Below are 23811 nucleotides of genomic sequence, written 5' to 3' on the forward strand. Positions count from 1 at the left end.
CGATCAGCGCCGCCTCGATGGTCTTGCCGATGCCGACGTCGTCGGCGACCAGCAGGCGCACGACCTCCTGCTTGAGCGCCATGAGCAGCGGCACGAGCTGGTAGGCGCGCGGCTCGAAGGCGATGTTGCCGAAGCTGCGAAACGGCCCGGCGCCGCTGCGCAGCTTGAGCCGCAGGGCGTCGCACAGCAACTGGCCCGCTGCATAATTGGCGCTTTGCGCCACGGTCGGCCAGGGAAAGCTGGCAGGCGTCACCGGCTGACGTTCGAGCGGAAGGTAGATCAGGGTCGCGTCGTCCTCGGCCGCGCCGAGCGGACGCAGATGCAGCGTGTCGCTGTCGGACTGCGGCAGGACGATCCATTCGCGTCCGCGGGCGGAAACGAGGCTGCCGGGCTGGAAGCTGATCTGGGCATTCATCATCTTGATCAGTTGCCTCGCTTGCCGTTGCCGAATAGTCCGGCGTGGGCGGCGAAGACTGCCGGCCAGCGCTCCTGTTCCTTCGGGAAACGGACGACGTAGTAGCCGGCTGCCGACAGTGTCCGGTTGATTTCCTCGTCCCGCGCGCACTGCGTCGCTTCCTCGTGGTGGGGACCATCGATGAAGATCGGGGCTTTCCAGTCCGCGTAGAAGAAATCGGCACAGGTCGCGCACTCCGGAATGCTTTCCTGGGCGCGGTCCGGACGCCGGTAGCCGTGGGCATCGACGTGGGCCAGCCAGGCCTGCTCGAGGCTGCTGCCGGACAAACGCGACAGTTCGCCGGCCTGCTGTTCCGGGGTGCGCCCGAAGGAGCCGGTCACTCCCTGCGCCCGCGTCAGGCGGCAAAGAATGTCGAGGACCTTGCCGTCGTTGCCCGCGTCCTGGCGGTCGATGACCGTGTGGTCGGGCTGGTTGTAGTACGAGAGCAGGCACTTGTAGCAGCCGGCCTCGCAGAGCGGGCTGCCGGATTCATCGACTTCCTGGGGAAGGCTTGCACGGTCCCACTGTCCGCTATCCGGTCGCAGGAAGTGCATGATGCGCAGCGCCTCGTCGGCGACCCGGGCGAGCGCCCCCGGCTCGGTGGCGAGGCAGGTGAGCACGCCGGCCCCCCCTTCGGCGGATTCGTAGAAGAGGATGGACTGACGGTTGTCGCGACCCGGCAGCGGCTCGGCCATCAGTTCGCTCTCCTCGAGCTGGTACACCGCCTCGATGCCGCGCTTGAGGGCATATTGCAGGGTTGCCATCGTCGCCTCCTCGAGGGTCTCGGGCGGCCGCACGATGAGCACGTTGCGGCGGTCCTCGACGTAGGGAACGATGCGCTGCGGCGGCGTGCGGTCGGGCGGCGCGTCGGGGTCCGGCTCGCCGCTTTCTTCGGTACCGCCCATCCAGTGGCCGGTGACCGGATTGATCATGAAGCCCAGGACGCTCTTCTCCTTGCGCCGGCGCCAGCCGAAATTCATGCGCCAGACCGTTGCGGCAGCGCCGTACTGCAAGCCAAGGACCGTTCCCTCGCCATCAGCGAGCACGCTGTCCAGGCGCTGGAGCCGACCGTCGGCCTCGGCAAACTGGATGGTGGTCTGCATCTCGTAGCCCTGGCGGGTGCGTTCCTCCTCGTTGGCGGTGATTCGCTCGGCGCGGCGGGTGGATACGTTCTCGATGCGATAGAGATTCTGAACCGCCCGGGCGTCAGCGAGCGGCGTATTGCACGACACACAACGGTCGGCATCGCGCTGGCTGCGGAAGTGTCCGTAGCCACAGGCCGGGCACAGCCGTGCAACCTCGGTCGGCAGGCTGGCGCCCTGCTTGACCTGGTCGTCGCCGGAAACCGCCAGCATGGCGCGGACGACACGGTACTGGCTGCCCTCGTGGTAGATGAGGCTGTACGGGCCGAATTCGCTCAGTGCCAGGAAGCGCGGCCGGGTCAGGAAGTTCTCGCGCCCGATCTTGCCCTTGCGCGCCGGGATGTAAGCCATCAGCGGCAGGCGCGGGAAGTTGTAGCCGGGCAGGAATCCCTGACTGGCGAGGTAACGGTAAGTGTAGAAATCCGAGTTGGCACTCCCCGATTCCTGCAGCAGCAGGGACTGCTGGCGGAAGGCTTCGTCGTGGCGTTGCTTGGCATCGCGCCGGTCACGCTCGCTGGCGGCCGGATTGTTCATGATCTGTTGGTTGATCTCCATCTGCCGCTTGGTGGCGGCGAAGAGATCACGCCAGCGGCCAAGTGCCTGGTCGAAGGAAACGAAGGCGGTGGCAAAGACGCGTTCCGCGAACCGTTCGTCGTACCACGGCGCCTTGGCCAGCGTCAGCTCGCCCGACAGCATGCCGAGGATGCGCAAACCACGTTCGTGCGCCCGCCGCTGCGGCGCATCGGCGTCCAGTCCGGCGCGTAGGTGCGCAGCCAGCGGCGCCCCGTCAGTCCCCATGTCGAGCAAGCCACGGATGCTGCTGTCGAGCTTGACGCCGGTTTCGGCCAGCCAGATGGCGTGCAGGTGGCTCTGGATCAGTTCCCGGTTGGCAAGGTCGAGGGTCGGCGGATTGACCTGGCCGTGGACCATGCGTACCGGATCGCGGAAGAAATACTGGTCGTGGGGCGACTGCGCAGCACAGTAGGTGATGACCAGCGCCGGCTGCCCGGCCCGCCCGGCGCGGCCGCTGCGCTGCGCGTAGTTGGCCGGGGTCGGCGGCACGTTGCGCAGGTAGACGGTGTTGAGGGACGAGATGTCGACGCCAAGCTCCATGGTCGGGGAGCAGAACAGGACCGGCAGCCATTCGAGCGGCTTGCCGGTCTTCTGGAGCCATTCGTCGCGATCCTTTTGGGTAAAGCGGAAGCGCGCCTCGCGTTCGAGGCGGTCGTCCTGCTCGACCTGGGCGGTATGCTCGCGCGCCTCGAAGTCGAACAGGCGGTGCACCGGGTTGGCGAGGAGCGCGGCGACGTTGCCATAGAGGCCACGGAAGAAGGCGTTGTCATCGGCGCCGCGGCGGCTCTGCCCGTCGCTCAGGCGCCAGACGATACCGGTGCCGTTGAGCTGGTAGCCGGTCATGCCGAATTCGGTTTCCTCGGATACGACCAGCCCGTAGGTGCGAGCGGCCTTGAGCAGCGCGGTGATGATCTCCTGGTAGTGCTCGTCCCTGATCCGCGCCGCGTGCGGGTTGTCGCGCTCATCCGGCTCGCGCCAAGTAGCCGGCAGCTTGAGCACACGGCCCAACTTCGAGCGGGCACTGCCGGAAACCAGATAATCGACGTTGCGGCGGTCTTCATCGCGCGGCTTGCCGACCGTGATGAACCAGTTCGAGGCCACCGGCAGCTCGTCTTCGCTGAACCCCCAGGGCTCGCGTAGATTGGCGTAACTGGCGATGCGAAGCCGGTCGAGTTCGGTGCGGTCAAGATAGCGGGAGGCAAGGCAGAGTCCCTGGCGCATGGCCTCGAAGAGGGTTTCCAGAATGCGCTGGCGCACGGTGGGGGATGCGGCCTGCAAGATTAGGGGCGCGTCCTGCCACATGTCGGGGGCCGCGGCGAGGTCCTCGATGTCACGATAGGCGATGCGGACAAGGCCCAGTTGTTCGAGGTTCGGGTTGTTGAAGCGCCAGCCGCGCCGCAGGTCGTAATAGATGCGGTAGCCGAGGATGTTGCGCAGGGTGTCCTGCACCTGGCGCCGGGCATTGCCGCGCACATCAGGATCCTGCATGTACTCGGCGCGGACGCCGGGATCGTCGCGGTCGAAGCCCAGTGCCACGAAAACGGCCGCCGCGATGCCGCTCTCGTCGATCTCGCCGCCCGAACTTGCCTGAACGGCAGCCAGAAGCGCCGCCCGCTGCAGCAGGATCTGCAGGAAGTCGTTGAAATGGCCGACCTGCAGCGCAGCGTCCTGCCGATTGTCGGAAAAGCCGAGAACCTTCTTGGCCTCCGCACTCAGCTGGGCATCCTGCTCATAGAGGTAGCGCAATGATGCGAGGGTGAGCATGGTCGTCGCCGAACTGCGCCCCTCGCCGGAGAGGCCAGCCAGGCGCAGGTAGTCGCGGCCGGCGGTGTTGTGGGTGACGCCGCAGTTCAGGCAGAAGGCGAACGTGCCGGGGATGTACCACCCGCGCACGCCGCCGTTATCGAGGGCGCCTTCGCCGTTGAGGGTGACCGGGACCGGCCGGCGCTTGCGATAGGCCGCTTTGAGGCGGAAATCGTCGCCGGCAGCTTCGAGCCAGGCTTCCGGGTAGCGGTCGAGGGTGTCCTCCCAGATACCGGCCGTGTCGGGCATGAAAAAGCCATTCCGGACTTCTTCGTCCTCGTGCTCACGGTCCTCGAGGTTACGCGGCGCAAACTGGCGGCCGGCGGCGCTTTTCTCGTCCCAGACGGGAAGATATTCCTGGCCGCAATCGCGGCAGAAATGCACCGAGTAGAGCTTGCGGGCCCGGTCGCCGGGAACGTACTGGCTCCCATCGAGTGTCAGGTAGCGTCTGCCCGGTGCCTCGAGCGTCGAAAACACCTTGCCGCCGCCGGAAATGAACTGGTGCAGCTTGAAGGCGAAGAGGCTGCGGCCGCCCTCTTGTGCCGGCTTGTCAGTCGTCCGGTAAGAGAGCAGCAGAAAATCGGCCAGCGCCTTGCGTGCTTCGGATTCCGGGATAGCTGCGTCGGCAGTGAGCTGTTTGGCGGCGGCGGCCAGCGTGATCGGCCGAGCGCGCCGCCACTTGCCCTCGTCGCGGGTCAGACCGAGGGTCAATTCGGTCCATACTGCCAGGGGGTGCTGCGCAAGCTCGGCGAAACCCGGAGTAGCAGGCAAGTTGCGGCGCAGCGCCGCCCCCAGTCCGCTACGAACATGTTCGACCAATGTCGCTTCCGGCGTCACACGCTGCAGGGTCTCGGTGATGACATTGGCGAGCGGGATCGGGGTTCCAAAAAGGCGCGATGCCACTTCGGCCACGACGGCGTTGCGGTCGGCTTCATTGCCGCCGGTCGCCATGGTCGCCGAGGTCCCGATGCATTGCAGGTTGTCGGCCAGGGCTTCGCGCACGCGGCGAACCAGCAGCGCCACATCGGCGCCCTGCCGGCCACGGTAGGTATGAAGCTCGTCGAGGACAAGGAAATGCAGTCCCTTCGCGTTCCTGGTAACCGCCTTGTCCTTCTCGTCCTGACGGGTCATCAGGAGCTCGAGCATCATGAAGTTGGTGAGCAGGATGTCGGGCGGATTGGCGGCCAGGCGCTGGCGCTCCTCGTCATCTTCCTGCCCGGTATAACGCCCGAAAGTGACCGGCGGCGTATCGCCGTAGTCGCCGAGGAATTTGCCAAGCTCCTCGAGTTGGCTGTTGGCCAGCGCGTTCATCGGATAGATGACAATGGCGCGCGTGCGCGGCATGTTGTCAGTTGCCTTAGCCTTGAGTACTGCGTCGACGATGGGGATGAAGTACGCAAGCGACTTGCCCGAACCGGTGCCGGTGGTCAGAACATAACTGGCACCGGATTTGGCAAAGCTGATGGCCTCTTCCTGGTGCTTGAAGAGACGGAGCGAGACACCGACCGTACCCACGCTCTTGCCCGCCCGAAATATGCGACCGCACTCGGGATGCAGCGCCCCGGCCGCGGCCAGTTCGTCGACCGTATGCCCCGCCTTGAAGTTGGGATTGATCTGGATGAGCGGTTCCGGCCAGTAGCGCTGCGAGTCATAGACCGACTCGACGAAGCGCGCAATATCCTCACTCCGTATCCGGGTGAAGCTGCGAGTGAACTGGCGGTACTCGCCGACCAGCTTCTCCCTGAACTCGAAAACGTCCATTGATTCCCACCTCTAGCAGCCATTTTCGCTGCGATATCGATTTGTTGTTGATTCTTCGTATTAATGCAGCATACAGCGAGACCTCCAATACCCCTAGTGCATCAACCGCATATGCTACCGGGAACGACGATGTGATGTTCAGAGGTTTCCAACGTATCATCGTCCGGGTTCATGCTTGGAGCCCGCAGTTAAATCTTCTGGAGGTGATTTGAGCGAGCAACGTCGAACGCATCTACCAGATCGATCAGATGCTGGGCAACCGGTCCATCGTCACCCTGGCTGAGTTGCGGGAGCGTCTCGGCATTTCCTGGGCCACCCTGACGCGGGACCTGGCCTACATGAAGGACTGCCTCAACGCACCGATCACCTACCATCGCGACCTCGGCGGCTACCGATTCGGGAAGGGGCCGCGCACAGGCACGCAGTACGAACTGCCCGGCCTCTGGTTCACCGCAGAGGAAATCCATGCGCTGCTGACCATGCAGCACCCTCTCCTCGATGGCTGCGGGGATGTCCCCTGTAACGTGGAGGATCGAGGATTCGCGGGCGGCGTAGGAGGCGAGTCGCTGACCCGTCAGGGTGAGGGCGAAAGCGAGGTCATGGTGCGACACAGGGAAGAAAATGGGCGGTGGGCGGCGATGGAGTGCCCACACCAACGCGCAGCGCTTTGGTTCAAGATTCCGTAGACACCGTTGCCCGGCAGTACTTGCTTGGCGCGATCAAGGTCGGCGCACGCACAAGGTCTGTGGCAAGCGCTTTTTTCGCTGGCATGCTAGCCCGGTGCTAGCCCAACAAAAAAGCCAAACTTCTAAGTTTGGCTAAGTCATTGTTTCTTTGGCTCCCCGACCTGGGCTCGAACCAGGGACCTGCGGATTAACAGTCCGACGCTCTACCGACTGAGCTATCGGGGAACATGCAGGCGGGCAGTTTAGACATTCACAGGCTTCTCGTCAATACTCGGCTTGGCGCGCGCGGTATAATCGCCGTCCCTCTCTTGCGGCGGTTTCTCTGGCGTCGCAGGATCCACCCAACAGACATCCGGAGATGGCAATGGACAAGCTGGCGCACCTGTCGTCGCTGCTCGGCGATGGCCGCATCGTCGAATTTTCTGCCACCGCGGCAACCAGCTTCGCGCTGATCGCCGCGGCCGAAATCGGCGACAAGAGTCAGCTCGTCTGCATGACCCTGGCCTCGCGGCATCGGCCGATGCCGGTGATGTTCGGCGCTGTGGCGGCCTTTGCCCTGCTCAACACGCTCGCCGTCGTTTTCGGGGCGGCGATCGCCCGTTGGTTGCCGGAATATGTGGTCGATGCGACGGTGGCGATCCTCTTTGCCGTCTTTGGCGTCCATGCCCTGCGCACGCCGAAGGAAGATGACGAGGAAGAGATCGAGGAGAAAAGCGGGCACGGCATTTTCTTCACGACTTTCGTTCTGCTGACGGTGGCTGAATTCGGTGACAAGACGCAGCTCGCCGTCGTCGCCCTGAGCAGCACGCACCTGCCGGCCGCCGTCTGGCTGGGCGCAACTTTGGCATTGGCGACGACCTCGGCGCTGGGAATCCTGGCCGGGCGCACGATCCTGCAGAAGATTCCGCTGGTGCTGCTGCATCGCGTCAGCGGTGCGTTCTTTCTGGTGCTCGCGGTGATCGCTGCCTACCAGGGCTACGGCGCGTACTTCGGCAACTGAATTCGACGCGCTCACTCCCGGCGCGCCACCGAGACCTCTCGGCACACGCGCATGGCGAACCTGTCGACATGGGGCTCGTCGATCCGCTGCAGACGGACGCCTTGCACGAAGTGGGCGCTGACCCTTACCGCGTCAGGGCCATGAACAGCTCCGGCAGCCGTTCCGGCAAGCGCTCGATGCGATCGATCACGGTGTAACGACGGCCGAAGATGTCGCTGACGTACTCGTCGGCTTTCCGGTCGAGGCTGATGCAATAGGTGAAGATTCCTTGCTGATCGAGTTCGCTGACGGACTGGCGGGCGTCTTCCACGAGCAGGCGTTCGTCGTGCACGTCCACGTCGGCCGGCTGACCGTCGGTGAGGATCAGCAGCAGCTTCTTTTCGGCTTTGCGCGCGGCGAGGTAGTGGGCAGCGTGACGCATCGCCGCCCCCATGCGTGTCGAATAGCCGGCCTGCATCGCGGCCAGGCGGCTCTTGACGAGTTCGCCCCAGTGCTCGCCGAAACCCTTCAGGTGGAGATAGCGGACGTCATGGCGAGTGTCGGAATGGAAACCGGCGATCGCAAACGGGTCGCCGAGTTGCTCGATCGACCAGGCGAGCAGTGACACGGCTTCCTGACTCAGTTCCAGGATGCTCTGCTCGCCGCCGGTGGCGCCGACCTCGACACGGTCGGCCAGCGATTTCGACAGGTCGAGCAGCAGCAGCACCGCAATGTTGCGGCCGTTGCTGCGGTGGCTCAGGTTGATGCGCGGATCGGGAGTGGCGCCGCCCCGGAAGTCGATCAGCGAGCGGATGGCGATGTCGAGATCGAGCTCGCTGCCGTCCTCCTGGTAGCGGATGCGCACTCTTTCCTGTGGTCTGAGCAGATCGAGCAGACGCTGCAGGCGTCTCGCCAGCGCCGAGTGCTTCTCGAGCAGGCGGTCGATGGCCGCGGTGTCGCCGCTCGGGTGGAGCGATTCGTAAAGGCTGACCCAATCCGGGCGATAGCTCTGACTGTGGTAGTCCCACTCCGGATAATGGCGTGGCGGCAGACGTTCGAGCTCGGCGGACGCAGCGGGCCGAGGCGGCTCGTCGAACATTTCCTCGTCGTCGCTGCGTTCGTGGAAGCGCCAGAGGTGACGATTGTCGTCGCGGTAGTCGACCTCGGTATCCGCGAAAAATACCGTCGCCAACTGGTCGCTCTGGCGACGAGTACGCGCGACATAGGACAGCGCGAGCTGCGCGATCTCTTCGCTGCTTGCCTCCCCCGAGGCCATCGTCCTCGCGAAGCGGCCAACGAAATCGAGCAGCACTGCGTCGTGGTAGCCATGTTCCGGATCGAGCAGGGCGCGTGAGAGCATGGCCAGCCGATGCCGCAGGGAGCTTTGCGTCGCCGGATCGCAGGCCCCTTCGACCGGCTTCGGGTGGAGGGCGAGAAAGGTACGGCGCAGGCCCGGATATTGGCGCAGGATCAGCGTATCGATGCGACTGTCCTCGAGGAACTCGATCGCCAGGCGCTGCATCGGGCTGAAATTGTCTGCTACCAGCGGGCTGCTCCAGCGCCGATGGCCGGCGATATGGGCCAGCGCGATCTGGTAGCGCTGTTGGCCGGAGACGCCACGCGCGTCGTCGAGGACGTCGGGCAGACGGATGCCGCACGAGTCGAAGTAGGGAGCGGGCTTTGCCACCTGCTCGACGTCGGTGGCATAGGGCAGCAAGGGCGCGCTGTCATGCCACAAGGCACGGAGATAGAGGTCGAGCCGACGTTCCTGGTCGACCAGAAGTGTTCCGTGCCGCTCGCGCTGCAGGACGGCACGGCTGTCCGCCGACTGCAGGGCGAAGTAGGCGCGCTGCCGTTCAGGGTGCGTGTGATAGTTGCGGATGCCATAGTCCACCCAGTTCCTGAGCCCGGCGATGCTCAGGGCATTGAGCAGCGTCGGTGCGTGCGTGAAGAACTCGGGCAGGCCCGGGCTGGCGAAGGTCTTGTGAATGCCATGGATCGATCCGCTGGTGCGCTCCATCAGTTCCAGGGTCAGGTCCAGATAGTGCTGCATCGGCTCGCGCGCGGCCAGCCGCCGGGCGACAGGCGCGAGGGTCTGCAGGAAGGGCGCGATCGCCTTGCCATTCGGCGATTTCGACAGGACCTGAACCGTCCGGGCAATGATCGGCAAGGCGTCTTCGCCGAGAATCGCGGCGACCGCCGGCCACTCCGCGAGAAACACCAGCACCGGCTCGACGCCACGCCCCATGCGGCCCAGGAAGCGCGCGCAGTCGAGATAGGCATCGACACCCTCGACCGAAAGGACATGCTCCGCCTTGACGAGACAAGCCTCGAACACGTCCGAGACTTGCGGGAAGCGGCAGTCCAGTCGCTCGCGGCAGACGCGCAGGCGTTCGGCCCAGGCGGCATCGGATCTGCTGGCGACGGCTTCGGTGGACATCGTCAATGCGGCACGCGTGCTAGGCGAAAATCGCGTCGATCGCGTGATCGAGGGTGTCGCGAATGTCCCGATCATCGGTGATCGGTCGCACCAGCGCCATGCGACAGGCATCCGCAGGGGCGACTCCGCGCTCGATCAGCGTCGCTGCATAGACCAGCAGACGCGTCGAGATCCCTTCATCGAGACCATGGCCCTTGAGCCGGCGTGCGGCAGCACCGATATTGACCAACCGTTCCGCGCTGTGCGCGTCGATACCGCTTTCCTCGACCAGGATGGCCGCTTCGAGTGCGGCGTCCGGATAGTCGAACTCGAAAGCGGTGAAGCGCTGCTTGGTCGACTGTTTGAGGTCCTTCAGCAGACTCTGGTAACCGGGGTTGTACGAGATGACCAGTTGGAAATCGGCGTGGGCGTGGATCAGCTCGCCCTTCTTGTCGATCGGCAGGGTACGCCGGTGATCGGTCAGCGGGTGAATGACGACAGTCGTATCCTGACGGGCCTCGACGATTTCGTCGAGGTAGCAGATCGCGCCGATGCGGGCAGCGGTGGTCAGCGGCCCGTCGAGCCAGCGCGTGCCGTTGGCTTCGAGCAGGTAACGCCCGACCAGATCGGACGCGGTCATGTCTTCGTTGCAGGCCACGGTGATCAGTGGCTTGCCGAGCTTCCAGGCCATGTACTCGACGAAGCGCGACTTGCCGCAACCGGTTGGCCCCTTGATCATCACCGGCAGGCGCGCCGCGTAAGCGGCCTCGTAGAGCGCCACCTCGTTGCGCTGCGGCTGATAGAAAGGCTTTTCGCGAACTTCGAACTGCGTCCTGTCGGTCACTGCCCGCTCCTCCCCGTTGTCCATCGTGATCCGTCGACCGCTGCGCTCAGCGGTGCACGCCGAGTTTCTCGCGCCAGCCCGGATAGAGCTTGTCGGCGTCGCCAGGGAACGATTCGAAGGCACGGGCGAATTCCCTGTGCTCCTTGGCCCATTCGATCGGGTCGGCGCCAGCCTTCCAGCACTCGTACGCCTGGCGCAGCGAGATGGCGCCGGCAGCCGGGCTGTCGACGTGACCATACGATCCGCCGCCGGACGTGTTGATGACGTTGCCGTGCCCGAGATTGGCAAAGAAGCCGGGCAGCCGCAGCGCGTTCATGCCACCCGAAATGATCGGCGTCGTCGGCTTCATGCCGTACCACTTCTGCAGATACGCGGGTCCCTGGTACTCGTCGCGTTCGATCACATAGGCGATCGCGCGATCGTCGGCAGAGCCTTCCATTTTGCCGTAGCCCATGGTGCCGACGTGAATTCCGGAGGCGCCCTGAAGGCGTGACATCTTGGCCAGTACATAAGCGTCGTAGCCCCGCCTGGAACTCGGCGAGGTGACGGCACCGTGACCGGCGCGGTGGTAGTGCAGGTACTGGTTCGGGTACTGGCGGCGAGCCGTGGTTACCATGCCGGGGCCACCGACGTAACCGTCGACCAGAAAGGCCACCTTGTCGGCGTCGGGCCCGAAAGTCTCCAGGATGAAGTCGGCGCGCGCGCACATTTCGTAGTGATCGTCGGCAGTGATGTTGGCCGAGAAAAGCTTTGCCTGGCCGGTTTCGTCCTGCGCACGCTTCATCGCGTCGTATACCAAAGGAATCACCCTCTTCATCGGCGCGAACACCTGGTTGCCCTGTGGTTCGTCGTTCTTGATGAAATCGCCACCCAGCCAGAACTGATACGCCGCCTTGGCGAACGGCTCCGGGCGCAGACCCAGCTTCGGCTTGATGATCGTGCCCGCAATGTAGCCGCCGTCCTTGAGCGGACGACCGAGGATTCGCCACAAGTCGGAAATGTCCTTGGCTGGGCCGTCGAAAAGCTGAATCGCTCGCGCGGGCATGTAGAAATCGTAAATCTTGGCGTGCTCGATGTCGCCCATGCCCTGGTTGTTGCCAATGACCAGGGTGAGAAAGGAGACGAGCATCATCCGTCCGTCGGTGACGTTGCGATCGAACAGGTCCAGCGGATAGGCGATACGCATTTCTTCGGTGGCTTCGTCGATCAGGTACACCAGCGCATCGACGCCGCGGGTGAAATCGTCGGTGGTGCACACTTCGACGTTGGTGCCGGTGGAAGACTCGGCGGCAAAGTGCGCCGCCGCCTGCAGGTAATCATAGCCGGCCTTCGGCTTCATCTTGTAGGCCACCAGGACATGCTTGCCACCCTGGATCAGGTCTTCTTCCCTGAGGCTGAGGTCAGCGTAACGATTCGATTGGTCCATGCTCGTCTCCGTGTCGATGATGATTGAAGGGCGTTTCTCGCTCGGCCGCGCAACCCGTGCGCCGCTGCTGGGGGGAAATGTTCGGGCCGCCGCTCCGGCGCCGGCAGCGAGACTCGAGGACTGTCCGACGAGTCTCGCGCCCGGTCCCGGCCAGCGTTTCGTCGTCGTCGTGGATGGCCGCTTGCAGCGCCACTGCGGCGACTGGCGAGAGCACGGGCACTTCTCCTTCGCCGTTCTCGTCTGCGTGCATACCGATCACCCGGCAAGTCCAATTGCGGCAAGTGTAGGCGGCACGATCGATTATTAAAAGTTAAACTTTATGGAATTTGTCGTTAGTTTTTACTTTATAATCGAGTCACGTCGGATTTCCCGAATCCGGCACTATGAGAAAATGTTGGGCATCTTCCCGCGGCAACAACAGGGTAAGCGGCGAGTCAGAAAGAGCGATGAAGCCGTGATGGCGGTAGAAAGCGGCAGCGGTCTCATCGTTGGCGGGCACTGAAAGGGTACCGGTTCAGTTCGACGCACGCATCGACGGTCAGGTACTGCATCTCGCCATCCCTTGAAGAAGCCGTCCGGCTGTCGCGCATGCCGCAACGGGGAGTGGCGAACACTCGGCTTTTAGCGGATAATCTCCCCATGCGAGTGCACTCCTCTTCCGTGATCGCCGAATTATCGTGCCCACTGCTTTTGCCCCCCTGACCAGCGTCATCCGCACCCTTGCCATGGGCGCGGCTCAGCAAGCCAACTCCCACCATCCCGGCATGCCCACGGGGATGGCCGAAATCGCAGAAGGACTATGGCGTCGTCACATTCGTCACGATCTGGATACTGGCTGCCGGCCAAAACGTGATCGTTTTGCCCTCGCGTACAGCCACGATTTGGTGCGCCTCAACGCCCCACTGCACCTGACCTGCCACCGCGCATCGATCGGGTATCTGACGGGATTCCGTCGATTCCGCACGGAGAATTCCCGCCAACCGGAAGTCGTTTGCACGCGCAGTGCCGAGACGACCGCCTGCCCGCTCGGTCAGGGCGTGGCCGACGGCAGCCTGAGGGAAGTGAATTTACCGGAAACCTGCTCGCTGGCGACAGCGCAGGGCTGGGCAGGCGAACCGCCTGGCTACCGGCCGACCGGGCAGAACCGTGACCGCTCATGCTCGCCACCCGATCGGAAGTTCGCCGGGCTTTCGCGGCCGGCCAGGCACTTGTCGCGCGCTGGGTCGCGGTGCCCGTCGCCGCACCGGCCCGCGGTGGCGTTTTCGAACACCAGGACACCCGAACCGAATGCGTGTCGCCACGCGACCCGCAGCCTCGCCATGGGAACCAGAGGAGCCTTTTCTGGCGCAAGTATGTTGGACTCGACGGTACCGTCACCGGTATCGATCGACTGTAAGAGCCGGCACCTGCCGGCCGGTTGTTTGACTTTTTCGGTTTCACGGTGACCCATACGGACAAGACCGTGAAATCACTGCTGTAATTTCTCAAGGAGACTGTTTCATGACAATCAAAGTAGGGATCAATGGCTTTGGCCGCATTGGGCGAATGGTGTTTCGCGCCGCCGTGCAGAATTTCTCCGACATCGAGGTGGTCGGCATCAATGACCTGCTCGAGCCGGACTATCTGGCATACATGCTCAAGTATGATTCGGTGCATGGCCGCTTCAAGGGCACCGTTGCCGTCGAAGGCAGCACGCTGGTGGTCAATGGCAAGAAGATTCGCCTGACGGCCGTCAAGGATCCGGCCGAACTGAAGTGGGACGAAGTCGGTGCCGAGATCGTCGTCGACTCGACCGGTCTTTTCCTTACCACCGAGTCCTGCCAGAAGCATATCGCGGCCGGCGCCAAGAAGGTCATCCAGAGCGCACCGAGCAAGGACGATACACCGATGTTCGTCTTCGGCGTCAATGATGACACCTATGCCGGTCAGACGATCATCTCGAACGCGTCCTGCACCACCAACTGTCTGGCGCCGGTGGCCAAGGTACTGCATGACAATTGGGGCATCAAGCGCGGCCTGATGACCACCGTACATGCCGCAACGGCCACCCAGAAGACGGTCGATGGCCCGTCCAACAAGGACTGGCGCGGCGGCCGCGGCATCCTCGAGAACATCATTCCGTCCTCGACCGGCGCTGCCAAGGCTGTCGGCAAGGTCATTCCGTCGCTGAACAAGAAGTTGACCGGAATGGCTTTCCGTGTGCCGACTTCGGACGTCTCGGTGGTCGACCTGACGGTCGAACTCACCAAGGATGCAACGTACGACGCGATCTGTGCGGCCATGAAGGCTGCCTCGGAAGGTCCGATGAAGGGCGTTCTCGGCTACACGGACGAAAAGGTGGTGGCCACTGATTTCCGCGGCGAGAGCTGCACTTCGGTGTTCGACGCGGAAGCCGGCATGGCATTGGACGGCACGTTCATCAAGGTCGTCGCGTGGTACGACAACGAGTGGGGTTACTCCAACAAGGTGCTGGAGATGATCCGCGTCATGGCCCGCTAAACCGGCCAGCGAGGGGCGCTTCCGGGCGCCCTTCGTGCTTTCGCTTTTTCGGCACGCCAATTGGACAGTTCGCCCGTCGAGGCAGACCGCTGGCAGCGATGGCCCCGCATTGGGCATCACCCGGCGTCGTGATGGCGACAAGGAGGAGTTGCATCGCACCGCACGCGGCGTGATTTCGCCGGCGCTACCGGTTTGTCCTTGACGATCCATCCCAGGACCAGGGTGCGTAGCCCCAGCCCAATAACAACAGGAAACCGATGTCACGAGATACCAAGATCGTAGCTACCCTCGGTCCGGCGTCGTCTGACGCGCGGGTGCTGGAGCGAATGATTCGCGCCGGAGTCGATGTCGTGCGGCTCAATTTCTCCCATGGCAGACCCGAGGATCATGTCGCCCGCGCGCAGTTGGTGCGCGAAGTCGCTAGCCGCGTCGGGCACCCGGTTGGCATTCTCGCCGATTTGCAGGGCCCCAAGATTCGCGTCGGCAAGTTTGCCGAAGGCAGGATTCACCTGGAGGCTGGCGCGAATTTCATTCTCGACGCAAAGTGCGAGCTGGGCGACGCCGAGCGCGTTGGCCTCGATTACAAGGATCTGCCCCGCGATGTCTCGGCCGGCAGCGTTCTCCTGCTCGACGACGGCCGCATCGTTCTCGACGTCGAACGCGTCGTCGGTTCGGAGATCTTCACGGTCGTTCGGCATGGCGGCGAGCTTTCCGACAACAAGGGAATCAATCGCCAGGGCGGTGGCCTCTCGGCGCCCGCACTGACCGCCAAGGATATGGAGGACATCCGCACCGCGGCGAGCATCGCTGTCGATTTTCTCGCAGTATCCTTCCCCAAGAGCGCGGCCGACATGTACATGGCCAAGCAATTGATCCGCGCTGCCGGTGGGCAGGCGCAGACCATCGCCAAGATCGAACGAGTCGAAGCCGTCGACGCCCTCGAGGAGATCGTCGCCTCTTCGGACGGGATCATGGTGGCGCGCGGCGACCTCGCCGTCGAAGTCGGTGACGCCGCCGTACCGGCCCTGCAGAAGAGAATGATTCGCCTCGCCCGCGAGAAGAACAAGCTGGCGATCACGGCGACGCAAATGATGGAATCGATGATTTTCTCGCCGGCGCCGACGCGTGCCGAGGTCTCCGACGTGGCGAACGCGGTGCTCGACGGGACGGACGCGGTCATGCTGTCGGGCGAAACCGCTTCCGGCAGGTATCCGGTCGAGACCGTCGAGGCGATGGCCCGCATCTGTATGGAAGCGGAGAAATCTGCCGCAGTGACGCTCGACCGCGACTTCCTCAATCAGGTGTTCACGCGTATCGACCAGACGATTTCGCTGGCCGCGATCTGGACCGCGCACCACCTCAAGGTCAAGGCCATTGCGGCGCTCACCGAGTCGGGGGCGACGGCGCTGTGGATGAGTCGCCTCAACTGCGGTGTTCCGGTGTATGCGCTCACCCCGCAGGCCGAAGCCGTGACCAAGATGAGCCTCTACCGCGCCGTTTTCCCCTTGTTCATGAAACAACGGCCAGCAACCCGCGACGAACTGCTTTACGACGCCGAGCAACTGCTGATGAACGAGGGAGTCGTCAAGAAGGGAGATTTCATTGTACTGACTGCCGGTGACCCGATGGGTACCAGCGGCGGTACCAACACGCTGAAAATCGTTCGGGTCGGGGACCCGCAGCCGTACAGGGTCTGAAATTCGGACCACGCCGGCGACGGAGCCGATCGATCGACACGATCGGAAAATCGGCAGGAGCTGTTCCCGCGCTCGGAAATCCGGGCAATCACTGGCGAATCGAATCATGCCAATCGTATCGATGCGTCAATTGCTCGATCATGCCGCCGAGAACGGTTATGGTCTGCCGGCGTTCAACGTCAATAACATGGAACAGGTCTGGGCGATCATGGAGGCTGCCGCCGAAGGCAATGCACCTGTGAACCTGTGATCATGCAGGCCTCTGCCGGCGCCCGCAAGTACGCCGGCAAGCCCTTCCTGCGTCACCAGATCCTGGCTGCACTCGAAGCCTATCCGCAGATTCCCATCGTCATGCACCAGGACCACGGCCAGTCACCAGCGATTTGCATGGCCGCGATCCGCTCGGGCTTCTCGTCGGTGATGATGTACGGATCGCTGATGACTGACGGCAAGAGCGTGGCATCGTATGAATACAACGTCGACGTCACCCGCAAGGTGGTTGAGTTCGCGCATGCCATCGGTGTGTCGGTCGAAGGCGAACTCGGCGTCCTCGGTTCGCTCGAGACGATGCGCGGCGACAAGGAAGACGGTCACGGTGCCGAGGGCCACATTACCAGGGAGCAACTGCTCACCGACGTCGAGCAGGCGGCCGACTTCGTCAAGCAGACACAGTGCGATGCGCTGGCAATCGCCATCGGCACCTCGCACGGTGCCTACAAGTTCACCAAGTAACCGACCGGTGACATTCTTGCCATCGACCGCATCAAGGAAATCCATCAGCGCATTCCCAACTGTCACCTAGTGATGCACGGCTCGTCCTCGGTGCCGCAGGAACTGCTCGCCGAAATTCGCGAGTTCGGGGGTGACATGAAGGAAACCTACGGCGTGCCGGTCGAAGAGATCGTGACCGGCATCCGGCACGGCGTGCGCAAGGTAAACATCGATACCGACATCCGCCTGGCCATGACCGGAGCGATCCGCCGCTACTTTGCCGAAAACCCGTCGAAGTTCCACCCGCGCGACTATCTGAAACCGGCCCGCGAGGCGGCAAAGAAGATCTGTCGCGCCCGCTTCGAGGCCTTTGGTACCGCCGGCCAGGCCAGCAGGATCAAAGTTCTGCCGCTGGAGAAAATGGCCGAGCGTTACGCCAGTGGCGAGCTGAAGCAAACCGTCAACTAAGCGTCCTCCGCACTGCGTCGCGGCGCTCCCGGGAAACGCCGCGACAGGATCAAGCGCAATCACCCAGGCCGGATTGATGCGGAGCCGCCGTGCCGGGCAGGCTCGGCAGAGCCGCTGCAAGCGCTGCGGGTTTGCTGCAGCGGTGCGCCGAGCCATCCGCCGCAGCAACGTACGGCGACATCGATGCCGTGCTCGACGGCTTCCCGGATGGCTGCCCGCGCAGCACCCCACGTGACCGCAGCGAACTCCCAATCTGCCCTATAATCCAAGCCCTCGAATTCTTCTTGCGACCTTTTCTCACCGGATCGCCAACGTGCCCGAAGCCCTCCTGGAATCGACGATCACCAGTTTGCCGCTGCTTGGCCGCGGCAAGGTTCGCGACATTTACGCCATCGGTGCGGACAAGCTGCTGATCGTCACCAGCGACCGCATATCGGCCTTCGATGTGGTCATGTCGGACCCGGTACCCGGCAAGGGCAAGGTATTGACCCGGCTGGCGTCGTTCTGGTTCGACATGCTCGCCGACATCATCCCGAATCAACTGACGGGAATCGACCCCGAGGCCGTGGTGACGGAAAGCGAACGTCGGCAGGTCAGAGGACGCGCACTGGTGGTGAAACGCCTGCGGCCGCTGCCGATCGAAGCGGTCGTGCGGGGGTATCTGATCGGCTCGGGATGGAAGGACTATCAGCGCAGTGGCAGCGTATGCGGCATTCCGCTGCCAGCCGGACTGCGACTCGCCAGCCGGCTGCCGCAGCCGATCTTTACGCCGGCGACCAAGGCGGCCGTCGGCGCCCATGACGAAAACATTTCGTTCGAGCGCGCACAGGCCGATTGCGCGAGCGCGCTGGCCGACCTTCTTGCGGCTGCCGGCAGCAATGGCGATCGAATCGCCGAGCAGGCGCGCGACGCGGCGATCGCCCTGTATGCAAGCGCCGCCACACACGCAGCGGCGCGTGGCATCATCATCGCCGACACCAAGTTCGAATTTGGCCTCGACGCCGCCGGCACCCTGCATCTGATCGACGAAGCGCTGACCCCCGATTCCTCCCGATTCTGGCCAGCGGACGCCTATCACGAAGGCAGCAGTCCACCGTCGTACGACAAGCAGTACCTGCGCGATTATCTGGAGACGCTCGACTGGAACAAGCGAGCGCCGCCGCCACGCCTGCCGCAGGAGGTGCTCGTGCAAACCCGCGCCAGGTACGTTGAGGCCTGCGAACGCCTGACCGGCGAGAAGTTCGTCGATTGACCGGCACAGAGCCAGCACGTCCCTCTGCCAGGAGAACGCATGGGTTCGTCATCCTCCACTTCCGCCGACCGACGCGACGACACCGCACCAAAGGTGCGCTGCGTCTCGACCGCACGGCCATTTGCGTGGCTGCACGCAGGATGGCGCGACCTGTGCGCCAACCCGATTGCCAGCCTCGCCTACGGCCTGCTGTTCGCCATTGCCGGCGACCTGATCACGATATTCGCCTGGCGCAACGGGCATCTGTTCATCGTCGCGACTTCGGGATTCTTCCTGATCGCGCCATTGCTCGCCGGAGGTCTGTACGAGATCAGTCGACGACGCGAAAGCGGACGGTCCTCGACCTTCTTCGTCTCGCTCGCCGGTGGCAAGCGCAATGCCGGTGAACTGGCCAAGCTTGGTCTCCTGCTGGCGGCGATCGGCGTCGCCTGGGAACGAATCTCGACGCTGCTGTTCGCTTTTCTCGCTCCTGACATTCCGCCAGACCTGCTCACGTTGCTCGCCGAGATCCACCTGTCGACCGAGCATCGCGACCTGTTGCTGATCTGGATCCTGATCGGCGGCACGGTCGCCCTGATCGTCTTCGCGATCACCGTGATCTCGGTGCCCCTGCTGCTCGACCGCCCGACGAGCTGCGCTACCGCGATGCTGACCAGTCTGCGTGCCGTTGATCGTAACCTGCTGGTCATGATCCTCTGGGGGACGATTGTCGTCGTGTTGACCGCACTCGGCTTTCTGACGCTGTTTTTCGGCCTGATCGTCCTGATGCCGCTGATCGGCCACGCATCGTGGCACGCGTATCGCGACCTTGTAGAATAGGAAGGCGCTGCCGAGCATCCGCGCGCCGGCTGCAGCAGCCCCTTTCTGCCACGACGGACCACCCCGATGACTGCCGAATCCCTGCAAGACAACCCGCCCAACCCGCTGCTCGACTTCTCGGGACTGCCTCGTTTCGATGTGCTCGCGGCAACCGACGTGCAGCCGGCGATCAGCGAACTTCTCGGACGCCAGCGCGCACTGATCGAGCGACTGACCAGCGATGGCGTGGCCGCGACCTGGAACGATTTCGCTGCGCCGCTGAGCGACGGTTTCGAACAACTGGCACGGGCCTGGGGAACCGTCGGTCACGTTCACGCAGTCAATGACGTCCGTGAGTGGCGCGACGCGTACAACGCCATGCTGCCCGAGGTTTCGCGCTTCTACGCCGAGGTCGGGCAGAACCTCGGCTTGTTCGAGAAATACAAGGCGATCGCCGGAAGCGAGGAATACGCGCAGCTGACGCCGGCCCGTAGGCGGATCATCGACCAGGAGATTCGCGATTTTCGCCTGAGCGGCGCCGAACTGTCGGAGGAGAGCAAACCCCGATTTCGGGCAATTTCCGAAGAGCTTGCCCAGCTTTCGGCAAAATTCGCAGAAAACCTGCTCGATGCGACCAACGCCTACACCGAGCTGGTAACCGACGAGGCCGAGCTTGCCGGGCTGCCCGACGACGTTCGCCAGGCAGCCTTTGCAGCAGCCGAACGCGACGGTGAGACCGGCTGGAAGTTTACCCTGCACATGCCATCGTACCTGCCGGTGCTGCAATACGCCGACAGCAGGCGTTTGCGCTCCTCGATGTACCGCGCGTATGCCACTCGCGCCGCCGAATTCGGCGCCGCCGAACTCGACAATACACCGTTGATATTCCGGATTCTCGAACTGCGTCGCGAGCAGGCGCAACTGCTTGGATACCGCAATTATGCCGAAGTCTCGCTGGTTCCGAAAATGGCCGAATCCGTGCCCCAGGTGCTTGGCTTTCTGCGTAATCTGGCGGTCAAGGCCAGGCCTTTTGCCGAAAGGGATGTCGCCGACCTGCGCGCCTTCGCCCGCGACGAGCTCGCCCTGGAAATGATGGAAGCCTGGGACGTCGCCTACGTTTCCGAAAAGCTGCTGCAAGCACGGTACGCCTTCTCGGAGCAGGAAGTGAAGCAGTATTTCACCGAGGACAAGGTTTTGAGCGGACTATTCGCCGTCATCGAGCAGTTGTTTGGCGTCCGCCTGAAGGCCGACACTGCGCCAGTATGGCACGAGGATGTGCGCTTCTTCCGCATCGAGGGTACGGGCGGCGAACTGATCGGCCAGTTCTACCTCGATCTCTACGCGCGCGAAACGAAGCGCGGCGGGGCCTGGATGGACGAAGCCATCGGTCGGAGAAAACTGGCGTACAGTGCGTCAGGAGTGCCGGACATCCAGAAACCGGTCGCTTACCTGAACTGCAATTTCTCGAGACCCGTGGGCGAAAAGGGTGGCGTAGCACGGCCGGCAACCTTCACGCACGACGAAGTGATCACGCTGTTCCACGAGACGGGACATGGACTGCACCACCTGCTGACACGGGTAGATGATTTGGGAGTCGCCGGCATTCATGGAGTCGAATGGGACGCTGTCGAGCTGCCATCCCAGTTCATGGAGAACTATTGCTGGGATTGGAGCGTCCTGCAGCGGATGACCGCCCACATCGACACCGGCGAGCCACTGCCGCGGACCCTGTTCGAAAAGATGCTGGCAGCAAGGAACTTCCTGAGCGGCATGCAGACGCTTCGCCAGGTCGAGTTTGCCCTCTTCGACCTGTTGTTGCACAGCGACTTCGATCCGATTGGCGAACACAGCGTACTCGAACTGCTCGCCGACGTGCGGCGCGAAGTGGCTGTGCTGGTTCCACCCGAATGGCACCGCTTTCCGAACAGCTTCAGCCACATCTTTGCCGGTGGTTACGGCGCCGGATACTACAGCTACAAATGGGCCGAGGTTCTCTCGGCCGACTGCTATGGCGCGTTCGAGGAGAGCGGGAGTCCATTCGACCGCACTACAGGACAGCGCTTTCTCGAGGAAATCCTGTCGGTCGGCGGCAGCCGGCCAGCGCTCGCCAGCTTCCGCGCCTTTCGCGGTCGCGATCCCGAGGTCGACGCACTGCTACGACACAGCGGCATGATCGCGGCGCGCGCTTAGCATGCATCGCTCCTCTGCCCTGCCCCTTGCCATTGCCGGCCTGCTCGCCACTGCCGGAGTCGGCGCCGAAACCACCTACCGCTGGGTTGATCCGAGCACCGGCGGCACGGTGATTTCCGACCTCCCGCCGCCCGCGGGTGCCCGACAGGTCATGAAATATACGGGTGGCAGCGGCGGCGAACTGCAACTCCCCTACGCCGTCCGCCAGGCGAGCGAGAAGTTTCCGGTCATCCTCTACACTAGCGCCGGCTGCGTCACCTGCAAGGATGCGCGTGCGCTGCTTGAACGCCGCGGGGTGCCGTTTTCGGAGCGCGTGGCGAACAGCGAGGAAGAAATGGCCGAGTTTGGCCGCCAACTCGGTGGCGAAGCGGTCCTTCCCGGCATCAGCGTCGGCCGACAGAGTGCTCGCGGCTTTTCCCCCGCCGCCTGGAACGAGTTGCTCGACGCCGCCGGTTATCCGGCCAGTGCCCCTTACCGTGTCCGGTCGCCCGGAGCGGTTGCGGAGTGAGCACAACCGCAGCCGGGTTACTGCGACTGGCAGCGCTCGCCGCGTGTGTGCTGCTGGTAGCCTGTGGCGGGGTCAAGGACTATCATCACGAGGAAACCTTTGGCAGCGACGCACGTTTTCGGCGCGAGTTCGGCGCCGACAGTCTGCGCGTCTGTGCCGCAGCGCGTGCCGTGCTGCTCGGGCAAGGCTACGTCGTCGTCTCGGCGACGTCGCACGATCCCGAACTCTCGTTCGTCGGCAGCAAGGAATTCAAAAAGGAAGAGCAACAACTCGCGGTGCTGCAGATACATGTCCATTGTGTCGATTCGGGCCACGGTGCCATGCTCTTCGTGACGGCCGTGGAAAGCCATTTCGACGTCAAGCAGAGCAAGGAGCAGACGACGATAGGTGTCCCCATCGTCGCTCCGATCTACCTTTCCCGATCGTCCAGCTCGGAAACCCAGATCAAGACCAGGGGCGAGACGGTCGACGACCGCGCGTTCTACGATCGCTTCTTCAACGCCGTGGGACGGGAATTGCGGGCGCCGTGATCCGGAGTCCGATTCCTGCTCGCAGGTACTGAGGGGCGGAGATTCCATTGCGGCGAACGCTGCCGACGCAGCGGGCTTCCGCCGCATCTTCGGCTTTGCTCGCAGCCGACTTCGACCGCAAGAAACGGATGGTCGAATACGGCCGAGCACACGACAATGTGAGCGCAGCTCATCACCTTCCTCGGAAATCCCATGAACGCCGCCAGCCTTGCCAGACTGCTTTTCCTCGCCGCCATCTGGGGCGCATCCTTCCTCTTCATGCGAATCGGCGTACCGGCTTTCGGCCCGGTGGCGCTGATAATGTTTCGCGTGGCCATTGCCGCGTCCTTCCTCTGGCTGGCGAGCCACTGGCTGCGACACAAGCTGCGTCTGACAGACCGCTGGCGTTACTTCCTGATCCTGGGCATCCTCAATTCGGCTTTCCCCTTTCTGCTCTTCGCTTATGCGGCACAGTCGCTACCCGCCTCGCTGCTCTCGATCCTCAATGCGACTTCACCGCTTTTCGGCGCAGCGATTGCTGCGCTCTGGCTGCATACGCCACTGACCCTGGCAGTTGCCCTGGGACTGGCTTTCGGTTTGGCCGGGGTCGCCGTACTGGTCGGCCAGAATGTGGTGCTGGCCGGCGATACCCAATGGCTGGCGCTGGTCGCCGGCCTGCTGGCACCCGCGTCGTACAGCGTCGCCAGCATTTACACCAGGGTGCATCCCGGGCTCGCAACACCCTTCGACAATGCGCATGGCAGCATGTGGATGGCCAGCCTGGCAGTGCTGCCTCTGTTTCTCGTGGCACCGGTGCGACATTCACCGAACGCTGTCGACTGGACCGCCGTCACGCTGCTTGGCACGGTGTGCACGGGCGCCGCCTACCTGCTCTACTTTCGGCTGATCGACGACGTGGGTCCAACGCGAGCACTCTCCGTCACGTTCCTGATCCCGGTTTTCGGTGTGTTGTGGGGAGCTCTGTTTCTCGGGGAAGCAGTGGGCTGGCATACCCTGGTCGGCGGCACCCTTGTCCTCGTTGGCATCGCAATGACCGCCGGCATTTTCAGCGGGCGAGGTCAGACCCGGTAA

General features: G+C 63.5%; 16 protein-coding genes, 1 tRNA gene and 2 pseudogenes. 13 read left to right on the forward strand and 6 right to left on the reverse strand.

The annotated features are described in order from the left end of the window. Both NFV80_RS04000 and NFV80_RS04005 read right to left on the reverse strand, forming a co-directional pair. Positions 1–415, reverse strand: a pseudogene (locus NFV80_RS04000) (helicase SNF2); the annotation flags it as partial. An 8-nt stretch (positions 416–423) separates the two neighbouring features. Beyond that, on the reverse strand, positions 424–5733 hold the full coding sequence (locus tag NFV80_RS04005; RefSeq protein WP_296757936.1) for a DEAD/DEAH box helicase: 5310 nt from the start codon (positions 5731–5733) through the stop codon (positions 424–426). 239 nt (positions 5734–5972) lie between these two features. Between NFV80_RS04005 and NFV80_RS04010 the strand changes: the two genes are divergently transcribed. Beyond that, on the forward strand, positions 5973–6419 hold the full coding sequence (locus tag NFV80_RS04010; RefSeq protein WP_296757953.1) for an HTH domain-containing protein: 447 nt from the start codon (positions 5973–5975) through the stop codon (positions 6417–6419). A gap of 149 nt (positions 6420–6568) precedes the next feature. Here the strand turns inward: NFV80_RS04010 and NFV80_RS04015 are convergent. Beyond that, positions 6569–6644 (reverse strand) — tRNA-Asn (locus NFV80_RS04015). Positions 6645–6783: 139 nt separating this feature from the next. On the opposite strand from NFV80_RS04015, the gene NFV80_RS04020 reads away from it, so the two are divergent. Then, complete coding sequence (locus tag NFV80_RS04020; protein WP_295325002.1) at positions 6784–7419, forward strand: TMEM165/GDT1 family protein; 636 nt, start codon at positions 6784–6786, stop codon at positions 7417–7419. Positions 7420–7543: 124 nt separating this feature from the next. On the opposite strand, the gene NFV80_RS04025 is transcribed toward NFV80_RS04020, so the two are convergent. Genes NFV80_RS04025 through NFV80_RS04035 form a run of 3 tightly spaced genes read right to left on the reverse strand, consistent with a single transcriptional unit; the run spans position 7544 to position 12087 of the window. Then, positions 7544–9838: a nitric oxide reductase activation protein NorD gene (locus NFV80_RS04025; protein WP_295324999.1), complete on the reverse strand. Its 2295-nt coding sequence runs from the start codon at positions 9836–9838 to the stop codon at positions 7544–7546. Positions 9839–9857: 19 nt separating this feature from the next. Then, complete coding sequence (locus NFV80_RS04030) at positions 9858–10661, reverse strand: CbbQ/NirQ/NorQ/GpvN family protein (RefSeq protein WP_295324996.1); 804 nt, start codon at positions 10659–10661, stop codon at positions 9858–9860. Positions 10662–10707: 46 nt separating this feature from the next. Further along, positions 10708–12087, reverse strand: a complete 1380-nt coding sequence (locus tag NFV80_RS04035) for a ribulose-bisphosphate carboxylase (RefSeq protein WP_296757939.1) — start codon at positions 12085–12087, stop codon at positions 10708–10710. On the opposite strand from NFV80_RS04035, the gene NFV80_RS04040 reads away from it, so the two are divergent. From NFV80_RS04040 to NFV80_RS04085, 11 genes and pseudogenes are all read left to right on the forward strand, one after another. Next, positions 12086–12394, forward strand: coding sequence for a hypothetical protein (locus NFV80_RS04040; RefSeq protein WP_295324991.1), 309 nt, complete (start codon positions 12086–12088; stop codon positions 12392–12394). The genes NFV80_RS04035 and NFV80_RS04040 overlap by 2 nt on opposite strands. A 370-nt stretch (positions 12395–12764) precedes the next feature. After that, complete coding sequence (locus NFV80_RS17430) at positions 12765–13532, forward strand: hypothetical protein (protein ID WP_366143402.1); 768 nt, start codon at positions 12765–12767, stop codon at positions 13530–13532. Positions 13533–13587: 55 nt separating this feature from the next. Next, entirely contained in the window at positions 13588–14586 is a 999-nt protein-coding gene (gene gap, locus NFV80_RS04045) for a type I glyceraldehyde-3-phosphate dehydrogenase (protein ID WP_296757941.1), read from the forward strand. 257 nt (positions 14587–14843) lie between these two features. Continuing rightward, positions 14844–16283 carry a pyruvate kinase gene (gene pyk / locus NFV80_RS04050; RefSeq protein ID WP_295328695.1) on the forward strand — a complete coding sequence of 480 codons (1440 nt, stop codon included), beginning with the start codon at positions 14844–14846 and terminating at the stop codon, positions 16281–16283. A 106-nt stretch (positions 16284–16389) separates the two neighbouring features. Next, positions 16390–17462: pseudogene (gene fba, locus NFV80_RS04055) on the forward strand (class II fructose-bisphosphate aldolase). Positions 17463–17775: 313 nt separating this feature from the next. Next, positions 17776–18714 carry a phosphoribosylaminoimidazolesuccinocarboxamide synthase gene (locus NFV80_RS04060; protein WP_295328693.1) on the forward strand — a complete coding sequence of 313 codons (939 nt, stop codon included), beginning with the start codon at positions 17776–17778 and terminating at the stop codon, positions 18712–18714. 39 nt (positions 18715–18753) lie between these two features. Continuing rightward, the gene (locus tag NFV80_RS04065) at positions 18754–19533 is read left to right on the forward strand and encodes a DUF2189 domain-containing protein (RefSeq protein ID WP_295328690.1); all 780 of its coding nucleotides are present in this window, start codon (positions 18754–18756) and stop codon (positions 19531–19533) included. A 66-nt stretch (positions 19534–19599) separates the two neighbouring features. Continuing rightward, positions 19600–21702, forward strand: a complete 2103-nt coding sequence (locus NFV80_RS04070; protein ID WP_295328688.1) for a M3 family metallopeptidase — start codon at positions 19600–19602, stop codon at positions 21700–21702. 1 nt (position 21703) lies between these two features. Then, positions 21704–22210, forward strand: coding sequence for a glutaredoxin family protein (locus tag NFV80_RS04075; RefSeq protein WP_295328686.1), 507 nt, complete (start codon positions 21704–21706; stop codon positions 22208–22210). Further along, positions 22207–22740, forward strand: coding sequence for a DUF2242 domain-containing protein (locus NFV80_RS04080; RefSeq protein WP_295328684.1), 534 nt, complete (start codon positions 22207–22209; stop codon positions 22738–22740). The genes NFV80_RS04075 and NFV80_RS04080 overlap by 4 nt, the downstream gene beginning before the upstream one ends. Before the next feature lie 192 nt (positions 22741–22932). After that, entirely contained in the window at positions 22933–23811 is an 879-nt protein-coding gene (locus NFV80_RS04085; protein WP_295328683.1) for a DMT family transporter, read from the forward strand.

Origin of the sequence: Accumulibacter sp., assembly GCF_023806565.1 — a bacterium.
GTDB lineage: Bacteria > Pseudomonadota > Gammaproteobacteria > Burkholderiales > Rhodocyclaceae > Accumulibacter.